The 20,676-nt window shown below is 70.1% G+C and carries 17 protein-coding genes and 1 pseudogene; 3 read left to right on the plus strand and 15 right to left on the minus strand.

Annotated features, from left to right (window positions below; all coding sequences use genetic code 11):
* Nucleotides 1-113 precede the first annotated feature (113 nt).
* Nucleotides 114-872, minus strand: coding sequence for a TIGR03936 family radical SAM-associated protein (locus tag RM479_RS26760; protein WP_397223263.1), 759 nt, complete (start codon nt 870-872; stop codon nt 114-116).
* A 752-nt stretch (nt 873-1,624) separates the two neighbouring features.
* Between RM479_RS26760 and RM479_RS26765 the strand changes: the two genes are divergently transcribed.
* Nucleotides 1,625-2,020 (plus strand): DUF6221 family protein, encoded by a 396-nt coding sequence (locus RM479_RS26765; protein WP_311514464.1) that lies wholly within the window; start codon nt 1,625-1,627, stop codon nt 2,018-2,020.
* A 125-nt stretch (nt 2,021-2,145) separates the two neighbouring features.
* Here the strand turns inward: RM479_RS26765 and RM479_RS26770 are convergent, their stop codons facing one another.
* The 9 genes from RM479_RS26770 to RM479_RS26810 all read right to left on the minus strand — a co-directional run bounded on the left by RM479_RS26770 (nt 2,146) and on the right by RM479_RS26810 (nt 12,625).
* Nucleotides 2,146-4,083, minus strand: a complete 1,938-nt coding sequence (locus tag RM479_RS26770; protein ID WP_311514465.1) for a TIGR03960 family B12-binding radical SAM protein — start codon at nt 4,081-4,083, stop codon at nt 2,146-2,148.
* Between the two features lie 91 nt (nt 4,084-4,174).
* Nucleotides 4,175-5,350: a rod shape-determining protein RodA gene (gene rodA, locus RM479_RS26775; RefSeq protein ID WP_311514466.1), complete on the minus strand. Its 1,176-nt coding sequence runs from the start codon at nt 5,348-5,350 to the stop codon at nt 4,175-4,177.
* Between the two features lie 3 nt (nt 5,351-5,353).
* Entirely contained in the window at nt 5,354-7,426 is a 2,073-nt protein-coding gene (gene mrdA, locus RM479_RS26780) for a penicillin-binding protein 2 (RefSeq protein WP_311514478.1), read from the minus strand.
* Nucleotides 7,427-7,470: 44 nt separating this feature from the next.
* A complete protein-coding gene (mreD, locus tag RM479_RS26785) occupies nt 7,471-8,043 on the minus strand; it encodes a rod shape-determining protein MreD (RefSeq protein WP_311514467.1) in 573 nt (190 codons plus the stop codon).
* 2 nt (nt 8,044-8,045) lie between these two features.
* Nucleotides 8,046-8,948: a rod shape-determining protein MreC gene (gene mreC / locus RM479_RS26790; RefSeq protein ID WP_311514468.1), complete on the minus strand. Its 903-nt coding sequence runs from the start codon at nt 8,946-8,948 to the stop codon at nt 8,046-8,048.
* Complete coding sequence (gene mreB, locus RM479_RS26795) at nt 8,948-9,982, minus strand: rod shape-determining protein (protein WP_274810383.1); 1,035 nt, start codon at nt 9,980-9,982, stop codon at nt 8,948-8,950. Before mreB ends, mreC begins: the two co-directional genes overlap by 1 nt.
* 364 nt (nt 9,983-10,346) lie before the next feature.
* Nucleotides 10,347-10,754 (minus strand): nucleoside-diphosphate kinase, encoded by a 408-nt coding sequence (gene ndk, locus RM479_RS26800; protein ID WP_274810384.1) that lies wholly within the window; start codon nt 10,752-10,754, stop codon nt 10,347-10,349.
* A 94-nt stretch (nt 10,755-10,848) separates the two neighbouring features.
* Nucleotides 10,849-11,235: a DUF4233 domain-containing protein gene (locus tag RM479_RS26805; RefSeq protein ID WP_311514469.1), complete on the minus strand. Its 387-nt coding sequence runs from the start codon at nt 11,233-11,235 to the stop codon at nt 10,849-10,851.
* Nucleotides 11,236-11,272: 37 nt separating this feature from the next.
* Entirely contained in the window at nt 11,273-12,625 is a 1,353-nt protein-coding gene (locus RM479_RS26810; protein WP_311514470.1) for a bifunctional folylpolyglutamate synthase/dihydrofolate synthase, read from the minus strand.
* 112 nt (nt 12,626-12,737) lie between these two features.
* Between RM479_RS26810 and RM479_RS26815 the strand changes: the two genes are divergently transcribed.
* Complete coding sequence (locus tag RM479_RS26815; protein ID WP_311514471.1) at nt 12,738-13,985, plus strand: hypothetical protein; 1,248 nt, start codon at nt 12,738-12,740, stop codon at nt 13,983-13,985.
* Between the two features lie 112 nt (nt 13,986-14,097).
* On the opposite strand, the gene RM479_RS26820 is transcribed toward RM479_RS26815, so the two are convergent.
* From RM479_RS26820 to RM479_RS26835, 4 genes are all read right to left on the minus strand, one after another.
* Entirely contained in the window at nt 14,098-14,532 is a 435-nt protein-coding gene (locus RM479_RS26820) for a DUF1801 domain-containing protein (RefSeq protein ID WP_311514472.1), read from the minus strand.
* A gap of 305 nt (nt 14,533-14,837) precedes the next feature.
* The gene (locus RM479_RS26825) at nt 14,838-16,241 is read right to left on the minus strand and encodes an LVIVD repeat-containing protein (protein WP_311514473.1); all 1,404 of its coding nucleotides are present in this window, start codon (nt 16,239-16,241) and stop codon (nt 14,838-14,840) included.
* 122 nt (nt 16,242-16,363) lie between these two features.
* Entirely contained in the window at nt 16,364-17,785 is a 1,422-nt protein-coding gene (locus tag RM479_RS26830; protein ID WP_311514474.1) for an LVIVD repeat-containing protein, read from the minus strand.
* Between the two features lie 215 nt (nt 17,786-18,000).
* Nucleotides 18,001-19,260, minus strand: a complete 1,260-nt coding sequence (locus RM479_RS26835; protein ID WP_311514479.1) for an LVIVD repeat-containing protein — start codon at nt 19,258-19,260, stop codon at nt 18,001-18,003.
* A gap of 461 nt (nt 19,261-19,721) precedes the next feature.
* Here RM479_RS26835 and RM479_RS26840 point away from each other — a divergent pair, with 461 nt between their 5' ends.
* A complete protein-coding gene (locus RM479_RS26840; protein WP_311514475.1) occupies nt 19,722-20,432 on the plus strand; it encodes a DUF305 domain-containing protein in 711 nt (236 codons plus the stop codon).
* A gap of 88 nt (nt 20,433-20,520) precedes the next feature.
* Here RM479_RS26840 and RM479_RS26845 read toward each other — a convergent pair.
* A pseudogene (locus RM479_RS26845) lies at nt 20,521-20,676 on the minus strand (ATP-dependent Clp protease ATP-binding subunit ClpX); the annotation flags it as partial.

Here is a 20,676-nt window from a genome sequence, read left to right on the forward strand (position 1 = left end):
CGGCGGCGCGGCTCACGAGAACTGTCGTCGCAGTGTCAGCGCCGACGGAGCCGGAGCACCGTCGGGGCAAAGTCCTGTGGTGGCGCCCACGTTCCCCGCTTCGGGACCGTTCATCAGCGCGGTCCCGTCATGGACGCCGACGGCTGTGGTGCGCTGTCGCCCCGCTCATCGGCGTCGTCCGCAGCTCCGGAGTCGTTTCGGTCCGCGGCGAGCGGGTCAGCGATCGCACCTGTCGTCTCGTCCAGTGGCCCCTGCGCCAGCCGGGTCATCATCGGTGATGACGGCGGCGCGAGGTCGGCCACGTGGCGGAGTCCGTTCAGCACGTCGTCCGGTCGTACAGCAGGTGTCGTGTGCCGTACGACCATCCGAAGTATGGCATATGTGTCGTCCTGATCCCTCGGGGCACGCCCATGGGAACCACGACACACGTCGATGCCGACCACCGCCGGTCGGGTGTCGAAGCGGCGACGGCCCTTCTTGGTCATCCTCTCCACCTCGACGCTCTCGGCCGCGAGGTAGACCCGCACGGCCCGTTCCGCGTCCTCGAAGCCGACGCCGGTCAGCTCCACCCGCCATTCGGAGGCCTGGAGCCGATCGGCCAACCCCGGCCGACGGGCCTCGACGACCTCGACGACCTCGATGCCGTCCGGCATGGCCGCGTCGATGTCGTCCCCGACCCGATCGGGTTCTCGCGCCTCGGTGAGGGTGAGTTCGAGGTACTCCGCCTCGCTGGCGACCCCGGTGGGGGCCGCGCCGGTGTAGGAGATCTTCGGGTGGGGTGAGAAGCCGGCGGAGAACGCCACGGGCACGTCCGCGCGACGCAGGGCACGTTCCAGCACCCGGGCGATGTCCCGGTGGCTGGCGAACCTCATGCGTCCGCGCTTGGCGTAGCGGACACGAAGCCGTTGTCCGGGTACGGCGGTGGAGGGTGAAGTGGTGCCCTCGGGTGCGGGGGGCAGCTCAACTCCTTTCCTCGTGCCCCTCTGAGCGGTCGCGGGGCGACCGGCGAGGGACTGTTCCTCGTCCTGTTCAGCGTACGGTGCGCGGTGGTGCACATGGACCGGCGAACCGGCGGGCGCTCCGTTGCACGTGCGTCCGAACAGGACCACGCATCCGGTATCTGCCCCACTGACCTGCGCTCGAAAAGTCCCGATGGGACTCGAAGCGGACCACCTTGGGAAGATCGTGGACGCTGAACCCCTGTTCACCTTCAGAACACGGGACTCCGGAAAAAAAATCCGAAGAAAATCCCGAACCCATGGCAACCCCCTCGGGAGGCCGCGAGTCCTATTACACGTACGGCCCGGCGCGAGCGGGGCGCCGGGCCGTACACCTTCTCTCCCGGGCACTCCCCTCACAGGGTCGAGGACCGCCGTCGAGACGGCGCCCGGAGCGCGCATCGTACTCCACCACCCCCGGGTCCCCTCCGTGCGCCCCTCCCCGTTCTCCTTCCTCGCCTCCCCGCGCGCGTGGCCGGAACCGGCCAGGCGGTCGGGGCCCGTGCCGGTAAGAACCCGCCCTCCACCGGCCGAACTGGCATGACGCGGCGCGTTCCCTCTCCCCCTCCGCCGCCCCGGTACCGGCTGCGGCCCGAGGCGCACACGCCGGCACTAGGGTCGGGGCGATGACACGGACGGACCCCCACCTGGGGAGATCGGGGACGAGCATGACGATCGTGGAGTTCCTCAACGCCCGCCTGGACGAGGAGCAGGCCGTGGCCCGCAAGGCCCGTCCCGGGCCGTGGCACGCGGACGGGGAGGGCGCGAAGGTGCTCGACGGCGCCGGCTCCCCGGTCGTCGAGGCCGGTGGTTCGCCGGACACGGCCCGGCACATCGCCCGGCATCACCCCGAACGGGTGCTGCGGGAGGTGGCCCTGCGCCGCCGGATGATCCAGGAGATCGACGAGTACACCCGGTTCTCCGGGAAACGGCTCGACGGCGAACTCGCCCGGCAGGTGCTCGGTGCTCTGGCCGGGGCCTACTCGGACCACCCGGACCACCGTGCGGAGTGGACGGTCTGAGACCCGCCCGCGAGGGCCGGCCCGTCGAGGACCACCGTGACCGCGCGTCCGCGTCCCTCCCCGTCGGGTCCGCCCGCGGCCGGGCCGGGGCGGCCTTCCTCGTCCCGGCCCGCGCGCGTTCGGCGTCAGAGCACGGTGAGCGGCAGCATGGGGCGTCCCTCCGCCGGGGTGTTGATCTGGATCTCGGTGCCCATGCTCGGGCACACCCCGCAGTCGTAGCAGGGGCTCCAGCGGCAGTCGTCGATCTCCACCGACTCATCCCCGTGCAGCGAGTCCTGCCAGTCCTGCCACAGCCAGGAGCGGTCGAGCCCGGCGTCCAGGTGATCCCAGGGCAGGATCTCGTCCTCGTCCCGTTCCCGGGTGGTGTACCAGTCGACGTCCACCGGCTGATCGGCCAGGCCGACCTCGGCGGCCTTCATCCACCGTTCGTAGGAGAAGTGCTCGCTCCAGCCGTCGAACCGGCCTCCCGCGAGCCACACCTCCTCGACGACCCGGCTCAACCGGCGGTCACCCCGGGAGAGCAGGCCCTCGACGATGGAGGGACGGCCCTCGTGGTAGCGCAACCCGATGGACTTGCCGTAGGTGCGGTCGGCGCGGAGCCGGTCGCGGAGCTTGCGCAGCCGGGCGTCGACCTCCTCGTAGGGGCTCTGGCCCGCCCACTGGAACGGCGTCTGCGGTTTGGGCACGAACCCGCCGATGGAGACCGTGCAGCGGATGTCCTTGCGCCCGGTCACCTGGCGACCGGTGCGGATGACCTCCGTGGCCAGATCGGCGATGGCCAGCACGTCCTCGTCCCGCTCGGTGGGCAGACCGCACATGAAGTACAGCTTGACCTGGCGCCACCCGGAGGCGTAGGCGGCGGTGACGGTGCGGATGAGGTCGGCCTCGGTGACCATCTTGTTGATGACCCGGCGCATGCGCTCGCTGCCGCCCTCGGGTGCGAAGGTCAGTCCGGAGCGACGGCCGTTGCGGGTGAGTTCGTCGGCCAGATCGATGTTGAAGGCGTCCACTCGGGTGGAGGGCAGCGACAGCCCCGTGTTGGTGCCCTCGTAGTTGTCGGCCAGGCCCTTGGCGATCTCCTTGATCTGGCTGTGGTCCGCGCTGGACAGGGACAGCAGGCCCACCTCCTGGAACCCGGAGTTCTTCACGCCCTCCTCGACCATCGAGGTGACGGTCTCCTTGGAGCGCTCGCGCACCGGCCGGGTGATCATCCCGGCCTGGCAGAAGCGGCAGCCGCGGGTGCAGCCGCGGAAGATCTCCACGCTGTAGCGCTCGTGGACCGACTCCGCGGTGGGCACGATGGGCTTCTTGGGGTAGGGCCACCGGTCCAGGTCCATCACGGTGTGCTTGTGGACCGTCTCGGGCACGCCCGGCCGGTTCGGCGTGTACGAGGCGATGCGCCCGTCCTCGTGATAGGCCACGTCGTAGAAGCGCGGCACGTACACCCCACCGGAGGCGGCCAGGCGCAGCAGCAGTCCGTCGCGGCCTCCCGGCTCGCCCTCGTCCTTGAACTCCCGGACGATCTCGGTGATGGCGAGGCTGATCTCCTCTCCGTCGCCGAGCACCACGGCGTCCAGGAAGTCGGCGATGGGCTCGGGGTTGAACGCCGAGTGCCCGCCGGCCAGGACGACGGGGTGTCCCTCACGCCGCTCCGCCGAGCGCAGCGGGATGCCGGCCAGGTCGAGCGCGGTGAGCAGGTTGGTGTAGCCCATCTCGCTGGCGAAGCTGACGCCGAGCAGGTCGAAGGCGCCGAGCGGTCGGTGGGCGTCCACGGTGAAGTGGGGGATCCCGTGCTCGCGCAGGAGGGCCTCCATGTCCGACCAGACCGCGTAGGCGCGCTCGGCCAGCACCCCCTCGCGCTCGTTGAGGACCTCGTAGAGGATCTGCACGCCCTGGTTGGGCACGCCCACCTCGTAGGCGTCGGGGTACATCAGGGCCCAGCGCACACGGGCGCCGTCCCAGTCCTTGACCACGGAGTTGAGCTCTCCGCCGACGTACTGGATGGGTTTGGCCACCTGGGCCAGGAGCGGTTCCAGTCGCGGGAAGAGGCTTTCGACGGTCATGGGTCTATGACTTCCGATCGGCGGACGGCGTTCGCACTGCCCTTTCAGGCTACCTGTGAGAACCCTCCGGTCACGGGTTCTCCACAGATCCCTACTCGAACCCCCGGTCCCGGGAGTTGACGCCCAGCACCAGCCCGAGCGCCAGCAGGTTGGCCAGCAGCGCCGTACCGCCGTAGGACACGAAGGGCAGCGGGAGACCGGTCACCGGGACGATGCCCAGCCCCATGCCGATGTTGATGAAGGTCTGGAAGCCGAACCAGGAGGCCACCCCCACGCAGAGCAGGCGCGGGTAGGGCTGGTCGCACCCCCGGGCGATCCGCAGGATCCGCCACAGGATCACCGTGAACAGGCCGATGACCAGACCCGCCCCGACGAACCCGAGCTCCTCCCCCGCGACCGTGAAGATGAAGTCGGTGTGCTGTTCGGGCACGAAGCGGCCGTGCGTCTGCTCACCGTGGAACAGGCCGGTCCCGTCGAAGCCGCCCGACCCCACGGCGATGAGCGCCTGATTGGCGTTGTAACCGGCGCCCTGCGGGTCCGCCGACGGGTCCACGAGGGTGGCGATGCGGTCGAGCTGGTAGGGCTCCAGCATGTCGAACCACCACACGCAGAACCCGGCGGCCACGCCCACCAGCAGCATCCCGACGACCCAGAAGACGGGCGCGCCCGACAGGGTCAGCATCCCCAGGAAGATGACGCCGAGCACCAGGGTGGTGCCCAGGTCCGGCTGGAGCATCACCAGGGCGAGCGGGAGGGCGAGCGCCAGCAGACAGAACAGCACGTCCCGCGTCATCGGCCGGACCTCGCCGTCCCGGGGCTCGCCCAGCAGGGTGGCCAGGACCAGGATGAGACCGACCTTGGCCAGCTCACTGGGCTGGAACTGGAAGCCGCCCACGACGATCCACCCGCGCGAGCCGTTGATGACGGCGCCGAGCGGTGTGAGCACCAGGATCAGGGCGACCAGGGTGACGACGTAGACGATGGGCGCGTACGCCCGGAGCGACCGGTAGTCGACCGAGGCCACGGTCAGGCACACCGCCCACCCCACGACGAGGTGGATCAGGTGTTTGCGCAGGTGCTCGGTGGCGTCCAGCGGGTTCCCGCCGTCGCCGGGCTGGGTCGCCGACCACACCAGCAGGGAGCCGATCGCGCAGAGCGCGATCACCGCCAGGAGCAGGACCCAGTCCAGCCTGCGGGCGGCTCCGGCGGCGGTCACCGCCGTGCGGCCCAGGTCGATCCCGCGCGCGCGGGGCGCGTGTACGGTCATGGGTCACCGGTCCAGTGGGTCGATGGAACCGTCGGGGCGCACCGTGGGCAGCTCGGCGCGGGGCCGACCGTCGGGCAGCGCGGGCTCGGCCGCGTCGCCCTCGCCGAACCCGTAGATCCCGTCGTAGATCTTCCGGGCGATGGGCGCCGAGGTCGTACCGCCGGTGCCGCCCTGGGAGACGAACACGACGACGGCGAACTGCGGATCGTCGGCGGGCGCGTAGGACACGAACCACGACGACACCTGTCGGTTCTGGGCGTCGGCGCTACCGGTCTTTCCGGCGATGGACACCTTGTCCTGCGGGAAGTCCGCGAAGGCGCCGCGCCCGGTACCGGACTTGGTCACCTCCTCCAGGGCGTCCTGGAGGTAGCGGATGGTCTCGTCCTTGACCGGCACCTTCCCGGCGACGACGGGCTCGATCTCCCGGACGACCTCGCCGTCGGCGGAGACCAGCGCTCGGGCCACACGCGGTTCGTACAGGGTGCCGCCGTTGGCGATGGCGGCGTAGGCGCGGACCAGCTGGAGCGGGCTGACGAGCACGTCGCCCTGGCCGATCGAGAAGTTGACGGCCTCGCCGGCCCGCCACTGGAACCCCTCGACGCACTGTTCGTAGGCCAGGCGCTTGAGGTAGGAGGCGTGGGACGGGTTGGTCTTGGCGACCTCCGGGTAGCCCTCCTCACCGCGACGGCAGTTGTTCTCGCGGGTCTCCTCCCAGAAGGTGCGCTTCCACTCCCGGTCCGGGATACGGCCGCCGGTCTCGTAGGGCAGGTCGATGCCGGTCGGGGCGCCGAAGCCGTACCCGCGGGCCATCTCGGACATGGCCTCCTTCGGCTCGCCCTCGGGTTCGAGACCGCCGTCCTTGACCCACAGCTGGTAGCCGAAGTTGTAGAAGATCGTGTTGCAGGAGACGACGATGGCCTGGTGGAGGCTGATGGTGCCGTGGCCGCCGCCGGCGTAGTTGGCGTAGTTCTGTCCGGCGAGGTTGACCGAGCCGGGGCAGGCGTAGGTGCTGCGCAGCGAGTAGCCGTTCTCGACGGCCGCCGACAACGAGGAGACCTTGAACGTGGAACCGGGCGGGTACTGGCCCTGCACGGCCCGCGACAGCAGCGGTTCCCCTGCCTCCGCGCTGAGCAGTTCGTCGAAGGTCTCCTGATCGATGCCGCCCTGCCAGATGCCGGGGTCGTAGGTGGGCAGACTGGCCATGGCGACGATGCCGCCGGTGCGCACGTCCAGGACGATGGCGGCCCCGGAGTCGGCCTTGTACCGGGGGCGGGCCGCCTTCATGCCGGAGGCCAGCGCCTCCTCGGCGATCTTCTGTACGCGCGTGTCCAGGTGGGTGATGATGTGCATCCCGGCCCGGGGCGGCCGGTCCGCGATGACGTCCATGACCTCGCCGTGGTTGTTCACCCCGAAGGTGCGCTGACCGGCGGTGCCGCGCAGCTCGGAGTCGTAGATCGCCTCCAGGCCGTCCCGGCCGACCTGGTCGATGCCGGTGAACTGGGTGCGCAGCTCCTCGCGCGCCTCCAGTTCCTCCTGGGTGACGGGCTGGAGGTAGCCGAGGATCTGACCCGCCTCGGCCCCGTTGGGGTATTCGCGGACGGCGTGGGCCTGGGCGGTGATCCCCGGGTAGTCGTCCGAGCTCTCCATGATCTGGAGGGCGATGGCCGGATCGATGTCCTCGGCGAGGGTGACGGGCTGGTAGGGGGAGCCGGGCCAGCAGGGCCGCTCCACCTCGGGGCCGCACAGGCGCATGCGCTGGCGCAGCTCCTCCACCGGCACGTCGAGCGTCTCGGACAGGTCGGTGAGGACCTTCTCCCCGCCGTCCCTCATGCCCATGATCTCGTGGTAGTCGGCGGAGACGACGAGTTCGGTGCGGTTGCTCACCAGGGGTCGTCCGGCGGCGTCGAGGATCTGGCCGCGGGTGGCGGGGACGACGAGACGCTGGTGGTGGTTGGCGACAGCCAGGTCGCGATAGTGGTCGGCCATCGGCACCTGGAGGTACCACAGGCGCGCGCCCAGGACGGCGAACAGGGCCACGGCGAGGACCTGGGCGAGGACGAGGCCCGCCCGCCCCATGCGGGGGCCGGGCAGGGTGGGGTCCGTCGGCGGTCGGTGCACGGTCACCACCCCCGGGGGGACATGGGTCCCTGGACGGTGGCGAACTCGTGGTCGACCATCAGTTCCCGCAGCCACAACAGGGGCAGGGTGACCAGTGGGCTCACGAGCAGGGTCAGCGCGCTCCCCACGACGGTGGTGACGGCGATGTCGGCCAGGCCGGTCCCCGGATCCCCCACGAAGAGGCCCAGGCCGGCGTAGGCCAGGCCCACCCCGGCCGAGGTGACCAGGACGACGCCCACGGCGAACCACCGGGAGGTGCGGCCGGCGACGGCGCCGGGCGCGCCGGTGTTGCGGTGCACCAGGGCCACGAGGTAGCCGGCCAGGCACAGGACCAGTGTGTAACGGCCGATCGCGTGGTCGGCCGGGGGCAGCACGTCCAGGGCCAACCCCATGCCGAAGCCCCAGCCGGCGGCGGCCGAGGGGCTCGTGGTCAGGGCGATGGCGACGATGGCGGCCACGGCCAGGTCGGGTCCGGGGCCGCCGTCGGACAGCGCTCCGAACGGGAGTCGGTTGACGACGACCGTCTGGGCGAGCACGATCACGGTCACCGAGAGCAGGGTCAGCGCGGACCTCATCGTCACTTCTCCTTCTCCGGCGCGTCGGGCTTGGGCGGGAGCACGGAGTCCCTCGGGTCCTCGGCGGGACCGGCGACGACGACGCCGACCAGGTCCAGGGAGGCGAAGTCGACGGCCGGGGACAGGCGGGCGATGCGGCTGAGCGCGCCCGGGGCGGCCTGCACGTCCTCGACGGTGCCGACGGGCACCCCGGGCACGAAGGGGGCGCCTTCGTGCGAGCCGAGCGTGACCACCCGGTCGCCCGCCTCGACGGGGGCCTCCATGTCGAACAGTTCGAGGGTCAGGTCGGCCTTGGGGCCGCCCGGGACGGTGCCGCCGGTGACGACGCCGATCTTGCGGGTGGACTCCAGCCGGGCGCCGACCGCCGAGGTGACGTCGGTGGCGAGGAGCACGGTGGCGGTGCGCGGCCCGGCCTCGATGACGCGGCCGACCAGGCCGGCCCCGTTGACGACGGTCATGTCGGTACCGATTCCGGACTCGGTGCCGACGTCGACGGTGACGACATCGGCGTAGCCGTGTGAGGTGGTGCGGGTGACCGCCTGCGCCGGGACGATCTCGTAACCGCCCAGGCCGGAGAGGTGGAGGAGTGCGTCGAGCTGCTCGGCCCGCCCCTCGTCGAGACGGGCGGCCCGCAGTTCCTCCTCCAGTTCGGCGTTGGCCTCCTCCAGTTCGGCGATCCGGTCGGCGGACCGGGGCGCCATGCGCAGGGTTCCGTAGAGGTCGGCGGCGGGAGCGGTGAGGTGCCCGACCCCGGCGGCGGCGGGAGCGAAGACCAGTTCGCCGCCCGCGCGGGCGGCGGCGGTGAACGGGTTCCGGCCGGAACGGCCGTCCAGGACCAGGAGGATCACCGACAGGGCGACCAGCACGGCGAGGACGATCCGGGACCTCGGGGTGTCGCGCAGCATCAGCGCCGCCGTTCGGGGACGAGGACCTGGTGGAGGCGCTCGTAGTTCTCCACACAGGTGCCGGAGCCGATGGCGACCGAGTCCAGGGCGTTGTCGGCGACGTGGATGGGCATGCCGGTCTCGTGCAGGAGCCGTTCGTCGAGGCCGCGCAGCAGGGCCCCGCCCCCGGTGACGGCGATGCCGCGGTCCATGATGTCGCCGGACAGTTCCGGCGGGCACTTGTCGAGGCTGGCGCGGACCGCGTCGATGATGGCGATGACGGGTTCCTCGATGGCCTGCCGGACGTCGGACTCGGACATGACGATGGTCTTGGGCAGGCCGCTGATGAGGTCGCGACCGCGCACCTCGGCGTGGAGTTCCTCGGCGCCGGTCGGGTAGGCCGAGCCGATGGCGAGTTTGAGTTCCTCGGCGGTGCGCTCCCCGATCATCAGGGAGTACTCCTTCTTGACGAAGGTCATGATGGCCTGGTCGAGTTCGTCGCCGCCGACGCGGATGGACTGGGAGGTGACGATGCCGCCCATGGAGATGACGGCGACCTCGGTGGTGCCGCCGCCGATGTCGACGACCATGTTGCCGGTGGGCTCGTGGACGGGGAGCCCGGCGCCGATGGCGGCGGCCATGGGCTCCTCGATGATGTAGACCCGGCGCGCGCCCGCCTGGTAACCGGCCTCCTTGACCGCGCGGTGTTCCACGGAGGTGATCCCGCTGGGCACCGCGACGATGATGCGCGGTTTGGCGAAGTGGCGACGCCGGTGGATCTTCTGGATGAAGTAGCGCAGCATCCGCTCGGTGATCTCGAAGTCGGCGATGACGCCGTCCTTCAGGGGTCGGATGGCGGTGATGTTGGTCGGCGTGCGACCGATCATCTGTTTGGCCTCGATGCCGACGGCGACGATCTTGCCCGTCGAGGTGTTGAGTGCGACGACGGAGGGTTCGTTCAGGACGATGCCGCGGCCACGCACGTACACGAGCGTGTTGGCGGTTCCCAGGTCAACGGCCATGTCCCGGCCGAGAAAAGCAAGGTTGTTCGGCATGTAACGTCCTCAGAGGCGCCGTGTCGGACGTGGTTACACAGGGCGACCATACGTAGTCGTTCCGGCACGATAGGTATCCAGTCTCCCGTATCGTAACGGTACGCACTTACATGATTACGCAAACACACCGAATTATTGTCTCCGGAGTCCGCGCGACGCGCGAAAGTCCGGTGATAACGCCGCGAACGCATGCGGATCGAACCGGTTCGGGGGCCACCACGCCGAGGACCGGGCCGCGCGGAGAGGAAAGTGTAACCGCGGCCCCCTCACCGCGTCCGGGGTTCGGCCGGATTCCCGCCCGCGGACACCGCGAAGGGCCGCCCCCTGGGGGGGCGGCCCTTCGGTGTTCGGCGTCCGACCGGGTTCAGCCCAGGTCGGGGAAGAACAGCTTGATCTCGCGCTCGGCGGAGTAGGTGGAGTCCGAGCCGTGCACGATGTTCTGCTGCACCTCCAGGGCGAAGTCGCCCCGGATGGTGCCGGGGGCGGCGGTCACCGGGTCGGTGGCGCCGGCCAGGGCACGGAAGGCCTCCACCGCGCGCTCGCCCTCGACCACCAGGGCCACCAGCGGACCACCGGTGATGAACTCCACCAGCGAACCGAAGAACGGCCGCTCGGAGTGCTCCTCGTAGTGGGTCTTGGCGGTGTCGGCGTCGAGCGTGCGCAGCTCCATCGCGACGATCTTCAGGCCCTTGCGCTCGATGCGCGAGATGACCTCTCCGACGATGTTGCGACGGACGCCGTCCGGCTTGATGAGAACGAGAGTGCGTTCCACGTGCGATTCAACTCCTCACTGGACTCCGCGTGGCGCACACGGGCCCACGCCCACGGCGTCTGTGCACGCGGAAACGTGCGTCACACTATCGCGTTCAGGACCCCGACGAGGCACTGACGGCGTTCTCCGCCTCCGCCTCCTCCTCGGCCCGTGCCCGGGCCAGGTGCGCGGCCTTCATCTGGTCGGTGCGCCGCCCCATGATCACGCCGGTGACCCACAGGGAGACGAAGACCACCGCGATGAGCATGGCCCCCGAGACCAGGAACGAGCTGAACAGGAACGCGGCCTGCAACACCCAGGCGGCGTAGTGCGCCCAGCGGTACTTCTGGAGCCCGGCGAGGACCAGGGCCGCGGCGGCCATACCGCCCCACAGCCCGCCGGCCAGGGCCGGGTCCATCCCCTCCAGGGAGATGGCCACGGGGATGAACAGGCCGATGACGATGACCTCGAAGATGAGTACGACGGCGCAGACGACACGCACGATGGGTTTCCCTTCGTCAGTGAGGTCGTCGGCCCGCTCACTCCCCCGCGCCGCGCAGCAGGTGCACCGCGTCTCCGGCGGTGATCACCGAACCGGTGACGAGCACACCGGTACCGCCGAACTCGCCGCTCTCCTCGGCCAGGCCCACGGCCAGGTCGAGGGCGTCGTCGAGCCGGGGCGCCACGTGTACGCGATCCTCGCCGAAGACCCGTACCGCCAGGGCGGCCAGGTCCTCGGGTTCGAGGGAGCGGGGTGAGGAGTTGCGGGTGACGACGATCTCGTCGAGCAACGGTTCCAGGGGATCCAGGATCCCTTCGACGTCTTTGTCGGCCATGATCGCGACCACGCCCACCAGTCGGGAGAAGCCGAAGGCCTCCTCCACGGCCGCGGCCGTCGCGATCATTCCGGCCGGGTTGTGCGCCGCGTCGGCGACGACGGTGGGGCTGGTGCGCACCACGTCCAACCTGCCGGGTGAGTCCACCCCGGCCAGCGCCTCGGAGACGATGGCCGGGTCCAGGCCCGCCGCGTCCTCGCCCGTGGCGGCGAACGCCTCGGCCGCCGCGATGGCGACGGCGGCGTTGCCCGCCTGGTGGGCGCCGAACAGCGGCAGGAAGAGACCGTCGTAACTGCCGGTGAGGCCCTTGACGGCGATCTGTTGTCCGCCGACCGCGACCTCGCGGCTCAGGACTCCGAACTCCAGGCCCTCCCGGGCGACGCGGGCACCGACCTCGGCGGCGTTGCGCAGCAGTGCCTCGGCCGCGGCCACCGGCTGCTGGGCGACGACCGCGATGGAGTCGGGCTTGATGATGCCCGCCTTCTCGTCGGCGATGCCCTCGACGGTGTCGGGGAGGTACTCGGTGTGGTCGATGCCGATGGGGGTGACGACCGCGACGTCTCCGTCGACGACGTTGGTGGCGTCCCATCGACCGCCCATGCCCACCTCGACGACGGCGATGTCGACCGGGGTGTCGGCGAAGACCGCGTAGGCCATGACCGTCAGGATCTCGAAGAACGACAGCGGTGCGTCGTTCATGGAGTCGGCCATCTCGATGTAGGGGCGGATGTCGTCGTAGATCTCGACGAACCGCTCCTGGGAGACGGGCTCCCCGTCGATGACGATGCGCTCGCGGACGGTGCGCAGGTGCGGGCTGGTGTAGCGGCCCGTGCGCAAGCCGCGGGCGCGCATGATCGCGTCGATCATGCGGGCCGTGGAGGTCTTGCCGTTGGTTCCCGTGACGTGGATGACCCGGAAGTTGCGGTGCGGATCGCCCAGCAGGTCCAGGAGGGTGCGGACGCGATCCAGCCGCGGGTCGATGTCGGTCTCGGGAGTTCGGGAGAGGATCTCCGCCGTCACCTCGGCGTAGCGCCCTGCGGCGCCGTCCTCACTCACGACTTTTCGGAGGTCGGGGTGTACACACCGCGTCAGTGTACGCGGCTTCACCGGGCCTCGGACGCCGAGCGAGGAGTCCGGTCCGCGATATCACCCGGACCATACTGGAACCATGCCCGTCATTGACCCTTTCTTCGTCGAGTGGTCCGACCGCGCCCCCGGTCTGACCCGTGATCTGCCCCGCGCCCTGGAGCTGTTGCGCGCCCTGGGACTGGACGGCGATCGGCCCCCGGTGCTGGGCGTGGTGGGTTCCAAGGGCAAGGGCACCACCGCCACGACGGCGGCGGCCGTGCTGGCGTCGGCGGGGCTGCGGACCGTGCTGGCCACCGGACCGAGTTTCCGTTCCTACCGGGAACGGGTGCGGGTGGACGGGACCTCGGTCACCGACGCGGTGCTGGAGTCCCTGGGCACACGGATCGACCGGGCCCGACGGACCCTGCCCTCCCCGGAGGAGGCGGGCGGGTACCTGGCGCCGAGCGGGCTGTTCCTCGTGGCCGCCCTGCTGCACGCCCGCGACATCGGTGCCGACGTGTGCGTGCTGGAGGCCGGTATGGGCGGCCACCGCGACGAGTTGCGGCTGATCGGCCCGGAGGTCGTGGCCATGGGGGCGATCTTCGCCGAACACGTGGGGATCCTCGGGAACACCGTGACCGAGATCGCCCGGGAGAAGACCCGGGTCGTCGGGGAGCGCACCCGGGCCCTGGTGCGCCTGCCGCAGGCCCCGGAGGTCGCCGCCGCCGTGGACGCCGCCCTGGTCGAGGTCACCGGGGGGCGTGTGGTGGCCGAGGTCGCCGACCCCGACCGTCCGGGGGCGGAGCCGCCGGTGGGTCTGCGCCCGCCGGGGTTGTCGGCGGCGTCCGGGGTGCTGGGCACGGCCGCGGCGGCGCGGACGCTGGAGTGCCTGGGCCACCGACCGCCGGATCCGGAACGGCTGCACGCGACCCTGCGCACGCTGCGATTGCCGGCCCGGCTCTCGCGGCATCCGGTGCCGGGGGCGGCGGGGGCAGAGGTCATCGTGGACTCGGCGATCGATCGAGTGGGGGTGGCCACCGCGTTGGCGCACGCCCACGCGGTCTGGGGCGGGGTGGACCACGTGCTGCTGTGCCTGCCCGACCACAAGGACGTCTCCGGCGCGGTGGGGGTGCTGGGCGACCTGCCGGTGACCATGGTGCGTCTGCCCGAGGCGCACCTGCGCTTCGAGTACGCCCCGCCCGCGCACTGGGGTCGGGCGGACGCCGAGGAGCTGTCCCCGGCGCGGGTGGCCGCCCTGGGCGATCGGGTGCTGGCACTGGGCACGGTCTACTTCACCGGCCGGATGACGGAGGTCCTGGACGTGCCCACGGACCGTCTCTTCGGCTGATCCCGGGAACGGGGGCGGCGCTGGTCCACCCGGTCGGGGGCGCGTGGCGCTCGGTGGTCGTGGGCGGTGACGCGGCTCCGGGAGCCGCGTCACCGCGGCGAGGCCGAACCCCTCAACCGGCGATCCGCCTGACGATCCCGGCCAGCCGCTCCCATGCCTCCTCGGTCGGCTCGGTCAGCGCGTACGCCGTCGGCCACAGGCCGTCGTCCTCATCGAGATCCGCCTGCGCGGCGAACCCGAACGTCGAATAGCGCTCCTTGTCCAGGAGCCCGCTGCGGAAGAAGCACACCACCTTCCCCTTCCTCGCGTAGCCCGGCTGCCCGTAGTACGGCTTCGGCGCCAGGTCCGGGGCGAAGGTGGTCACGATCGCGTGCACGCGCTCCGCCAGTGCCCGGTCCCCTTCCGGCATCTGCTCGATCTTCGCCAGCACGTCCGCCTCGTCGGCCGCCGCCCTGTCCGCGGCCCGGCCGCGCCGCTCCCGCGTCCTCAGCTCGGCCGCGCGCGCCTTCATCGCGGCGCGCTCCTCCTCGGAGAAACCCTTCGTCATGGCGTCCCGTCACCCTTCCTCGCGGATCGCGATGCCGTCGCCATCGCCGACGACCCTTTTCCGCCCATGGTCGGCGACCATGGGGTCCACCACCATGATGGACACTCGGAACGGTGGAGGGCTTCTCCGTTCCTGACCGGTCTCCGGCCACCGGAGGGCCCTCGCGTCGGCCTCCCCGAGGCGACCGGCCGCGCGATCCGGGTTCCGGAGGCGCCCCTCGGCGACTTCTCCGTACGGTCGGCCCCGGACGCGAAGGGGCGGGGACGGCGCGTCCGCGCCGCCCCCGCCCGGGTGAGGTGTCCGCCCTAGCGGCCGGGGCGGTAGCCCTGCTGGCCCTGCGGGTTGAGCTCGTCGAAGCGAACGCGCTCGGCGGCCCGCAGACGCGGGTCGGTGATCTTCAGGACGTCGAGTCCACGGGTGATGTCGTTGGAGTAGACGTAGCCGTTGTAGTAGTAGGTCGACCAGGTGTCGTTGTCCAGGACACCCTCCTCGACGCGGGAGTCCACGTCGAAGTAGCCGATCTCCTTCGGTTTGGCCGGGTTGTTGAAGTCGATGACGGAGACGCCGCCCTGGTACCAGGACTGGACGAAGAAGTCCTGGCCCGGGACCGGGATGAGCGAACCGTTGTGCGCCACGCAGACCTGGTCGCCCTGGTGCCGGTCGATCTTGTGGTAGCTGGCGAACTCCAGGACCGGCTCGGCCTTCTTCCCCTTGATCCGGTAGATCGCGTTGGCACCGCGCTCCGGGCCGATGGCCTCGGTGCAGGTCGGGGCGCCGCCGCCGCCGAGCTCATCGGTGAACAGCACGTTCTTGGCGTCGTTGGTGAACGTCGCCGAGTGCCAGAACGCGAAGTTCGGGTCTTGGACGACCTCGGTGACCACCGGGTTCACGGGGTCGGAGATGTCCATGAGGATGCCGTCGCCCATGCAGGCGCCCGCGGCGATGTCGTACTCGGCGTAGACGGTGATGTCGTGGCATCCCTGGGTGGGCAGCAGCAGGCCGGGCTGGCCGTGGTTGCCGCCGTCCGGGAACAGGACCGGTTCGTTGACGACCGCGGCGGAGGCCGGGTCGTCGTGCGGCACCTCGATGATGGAGATCTTGTCGTGCGGCGGCTTGCAGTTCGGGAACCGCTCCGAGGGCGAGTACGAGGAGACGTAGATGAGGTCGCTCTCGCCGTCCTCGCTCGGGACGAGGGTGTTGGTGTGCGAGCCGCAGTCGGTGCGCACCGCCGCCACGTACTGCGGATTCTCCTTGTCGGAGATGTCGAAGATCCGGACGCCCTCGAACCCGTCGGGGTCGGTGGTCGGAACGGCGGGCGCGCCGCACTCCTCGCTCGCCCGCGGGTAGTCCACGGAGAAGTACAGCAGGTCTCCGCTGACCGACACGTCGCCCTGGCCGCCGGGACACAGGACCTCGGTGAGGACGGTGGTGTTCTCCGGGTCGGAGATGTCGTAGATGACGAAGCCGTCGTAGTTGCCGCCGATGGCGTGGTCGCCGGTGAACGCCAGGTCGGAGTTGACGTTACGGACGGTGGAGGGCTTGGGCACGTGGGCCACGTGCTCGATGTTGGAGCTGTGGATCGCGTCGGCCGGAGGCGTGTCCGCGTGGGCGGTCGCCGGGCCGAGCAGACCCACGAGCAGGGAGGTCGCGGCGGTCACGGCCAGAGCGGTGGCGCGACGCGGACCTCTCCTGTTGGGTGCTGTGGGCATGGGGACTCCTGTGCACTAGGGGGTGAACGGGGGGTACGCGAAGGGGCCGCGGCGTGCACGGCCGCGGCCCCTCTCACGTCACCCGTCCCGGCCCGGTGCGGGCCGGGGGGCTTCGGTGCGGCTCAGCGGCGGCCGGGGCGGTACTCCGGCTGCGACTGCGGGTTGAACTCGTCCATGCCGACGCGCTCGGCAGGGCGGAGCCGGGGCTCCGTGAGCTTGATGACGTCGAGTCCTCGGGTGATGTCGGAGGAGTAGACGTAGCCGTTGTAGTAGTAGGCCGACCAGGAGCCGCCGAGGACGAGGCGGTCCTCGTTGATCGGAGCCCGGTCGAAGTAGCCGATCTCCTTCGGCTTGGCCGGGTCGTTGAAGTCGATGACGGAGACGCCGCCCTGGTACCAGGACTGGACGAAGAAGTCCTGGCCCGGGACCGGGATGAGCGAACCGTTGTGCGCCACGCAGTTCTCGGTGGTGCTCTGAAGGCGCGGGATCTTGTAGTAGCCCTCGAACTCCAGCTGGAGGTCCTTCTTCTTGCCCTTGAAGCCGTCGATCGTGTAGATGGCGTTGGCACCGCGCTCCGGGCCGATGGCCTCGGTGCAGACCGCGCCGCCACCACCGCCGAGCTCGTCGGTGAACAGGACCGTGGCGCCGTCGTTGGTGAAGGTCGCCGAGTGCCAGAACGCGAAGTTGGTGTCGCGGACGACGTCGGTGACGACGGGGGCGGTCGGGTCGGAGATGTCCATCAGGATGCCGTCGCCCATGCAGGCGCCGGCCGCGATGTCGTGCTTGGGGTAGACGGTGATGTCGTGGCAACCGCTGGTGTTGGTGTTGCCACCGTCGGGGAAGAGCACGGGGGCTTCGATGACCTGCGCCGAGGCGGGGTCGTCGAGGGGCACCTCGATGATGGAGATCTTGTCGTGCGGCGGCTGACAGTTCGGGAAGTTCACCGAGGGCGAGTACGAGGAGACGTAGACGTACTCGTGCTCGCCGTCCTTGCCCGGGACCAGGGTGTTGGTGTGCGAGCCGCAGTCGGTGCGCACCGCCGCCACGTACTGCGGGGCGGCCTTGTCGGAGATGTCGAAGATCCGGATGCCCTCGAACCCGTTGGGGTCGCTGGTGGGCACGGAGGGCGCACCGCACTCGTCACTGGCACGCGCGTAGTCGACGGAGAAGTACAGCAGGTCTCCGCTGACCGACACGTCGCCCTGACCGCCGGGGCACAGGACCTCGGAGACGACCTGCGGGTCCTCCGGAGCGGAGATGTCGTAGATGACGAAGCCGTTGTAGTTGCCGCCGATGGCGTAGTCACCGGTGAACGCCAGGTCGGAGTTGAAGTCGCTCATCGCCTCGGTCTTGGGGACGTTGGCGACGTGCGTGACGTTGGCGCTGGTGTCGGCGTCACTGACGAAGGTCTGGTCGGCGACGGCGGCGGAAGGAGCGAGGAGACCACCGACGAGGGCGGCGGCGCCGGCGAGGGCGACCGATCCCCTCTTCAGTCTGGATCTCCGCGAGCGCGGCGACGAGGTGTGCGTGGGGGACGACGCCATGGGGGCTCCTGTTCGGGTTTGGCGCTGAACAGGAAAAAAGTACACACTTCAACATCTATCTGTATAGGGGGGAACAAAAGAAACAGGCCGGTTAACACACTGTCAATACGTCCCGTTCCTGTTGCGCACGGCGCCTAGATTCGCGGAGAGGGCGATGACGGGTCCCTCCGGCGGACCGCGTCACCACCCCGGTTCGGTCCTTGACCGCCACGTTGTCACGGGTGCCCCTCGGGTCCGGAGAAAGAGGGCTGGGACTGGGGATTGAACTCCTCCATGACCACCTCGCGCGCCGGTTCCAGGCGTGGGTCGGTGAGCCGCAGAACGTCGAGCCCGCGCCGGATGTCGGACGAGTAGACGTGTCCGTTGTAGTAGTAGGCCGACCAGGAACCGGCCGTGCGCAGGGTCTGGGGATCCCACGGCCCCCGATCGAAGTGGCCGATCTCCACCGGGCGGTCGGGGTCGGTGAGATCGATGACGGAGACCCCGCCCTGGTACCAGGACTGGACGAAGAAGTCCTGGCCCGGAACCGGGATGAGCGAACCGTTGTGCGCCACGCAGTTCTCGGTTTCGGTCTGGTGACGCGGCACTTTGTAGTAGCTCCTGAATTGCAGTTCGCTCCGGTCCCCGGAACGGTCCACCGAGTAGATCGCGTTCGCTCCGCGCTCGGGTCCGATCTCCTCGGTACAGACCGCCCCGCTCCCACCGCCGAGTTCGTCGGTGAAGATCACCGTGTCGGCGTCGTTGGTGAAGGTCGCAGAGTGCCAGAACGCGAAGTTCGGGTCCCGGACCCGGTCCAGGACTTGCGGGGCGACCGGGTCGGAGACGTCGAGCAGCAAGCCGTCCCCCAGGCAGGCCGCGGCGGCGATGCCGTGCTCCGGATAGACGGTGATGTCATGGCAGCCGGTGGTGGAGTCCGCCCCGCCGTCGGGGAAGAGCATCGGTTCGGCGACGACCCGGGCGGACGCCGGATCGGCCAGTGGCACCTCGATGACGGCGATCTTGTCGTGCGGCGGCTTGCAGTTCGGGAACCGCTCCAAGGGCGAGTACGAGGAGACGTAGACGTACTCGTGCTCGCCGTCCTCGCCCGGGACCAGGGTGTTGGTGTGCGAGCCGCAGTCGGTGCGCACCGCCGCCACGTACCGCGGATTCTCCTTGTCGGAGATGTCGAAGATCCGGACGCCCTCGAACCCGTCGGGGTCGGTGGTCGGAACGGCCGGCGCGCCGCACTCCTCGCCCGCCCGCGGGTAGTCCACGGAGAAGTACAGCAGGTCTCCGCTGACCGACACGTCGCCCTGACCGCCGGGACACACGACCGTGGACACGACGGAGGGCCGGGTGGGGTCGGAGATGTCGTAGACGACGAACCCGTCGTAGTTCCCGCCGATGAGGTGGTCGCCGGTGAACGCCAGGTCGGAGTTGAAGGCGGCCTCGCGGTCCAGCGGCGTCGGCTTGGGCAGCCCGGCCACATGGATCATCCCCTCGGCCGTGACCTCGTCCTCGATTCCGGCCCGGGCCCGGGGGGCCGCGGTGGCCGTGAGCAGCAGGACGAGGGTCGCGCCGACCCCGCCCCAGCGCAGGAGGACGCCCGGTGGCCGCCCTCCTCGTCCGTTCCCCCCGCCCACGGCACACCCCCGATGAACACATGAAGCAACATATTGAATACTTTGTGTTGTACTCCTCCCGTAAGCCGTGGACCAGGAGAAACACCGCGAGGCATGCAGAGTGCCCACATCGGACAGACCGCGCACTCAAGACACATGGAGTGAACGAAACGATGCCGACACGGCCCCAAAGGTGGACAGAACACCTCGGGAGTGAGTAGAAAGCCCACCAGAGCGTTCTCCTCCGACCGGGACCACCGCGCACGCCGCGCGGCCCCCGGAGGCGGCGCACAGCCCCGGGCCCGCCCCACACTTCCGTTCTTGGAGGACATCCCGTGCGTCGCCTGGCACTCGCGGCAGGAACCGTTCTCGCGCTCCTCGGAGCCTCGGCCTGCACCGGGGAGGACGAGCCGCAGGAGTCGGCGAACGTCATCGCCCCCGGTGCCCCGGGAGAGTCGTCGTCACCGGCCACCGCCGACCAGATCGCGGCACTGGCCGAAGAACAGGGTCACAACGAGGCCGATGTCTTCTACCTGGTGAAGATGATCGAGCACCACGCTCAGGCCTTGGAGATGACCGACCTGGCCCCCGAGCGCCACGAGCGCGACGGGATCGGGGGCATCGCCGAGCGCATCTCCGCGGCGCAGGAGCCCGAGATCACCGCGATGGAGGGCTGGCTGGAGGAGAACGTCTTCGGCCCGGCCCGGGAGAACCCCGCCCACCAGAACTTCTGCGGTCTGGGCGAGGACACCGCCCACCACGACGAGGGGGGCGACGTTCCCCGGTGCGACCTCCGGGTGGACCACGAGGACATGCCCGGCATGGTCTCCGAGGAGGACATGGAGCGGTTGGCCGCCGCGGAGGGCGACGACTTCGACCACCTCTTCGTGGAGCTGATGACCGCCCACCACCAGGGCGCGGTGGAGATGGCCGAGGAGGTCCTGGAGTTCGGCAAGGACCAGACGGTGATGAAGATGGCCAACGACCTCATCGCCGAGCAGAACGTCGAGATCGATCGGATGAAGGCCGTCCTGGAGGACGGGTGACCGGTCCGCCTCCTCCCCTCCCGGCCGACACGCACGAGGGGCCCTCCCCTACGGGAGAGCCCCTGCGTTCGGTCGCCGAGAAGGAGGGTCAGGCGGACTTCTCGCGGCGTTCCCGGGCGATCTGGGCGCGGGGCACGATCGTGGGATTGACGTTGTCGATCACCGTCTCCCGCGCGATGATCACCCGACCCACATCCTCACGCGAGGGCACCTCGTACATCACCGACAACAACACCTCCTCGAT

The organism is Nocardiopsis lambiniae, from assembly GCF_031845465.1.
Lineage (GTDB): Bacteria > Actinomycetota > Actinomycetes > Streptosporangiales > Streptosporangiaceae > Nocardiopsis > Nocardiopsis lambiniae.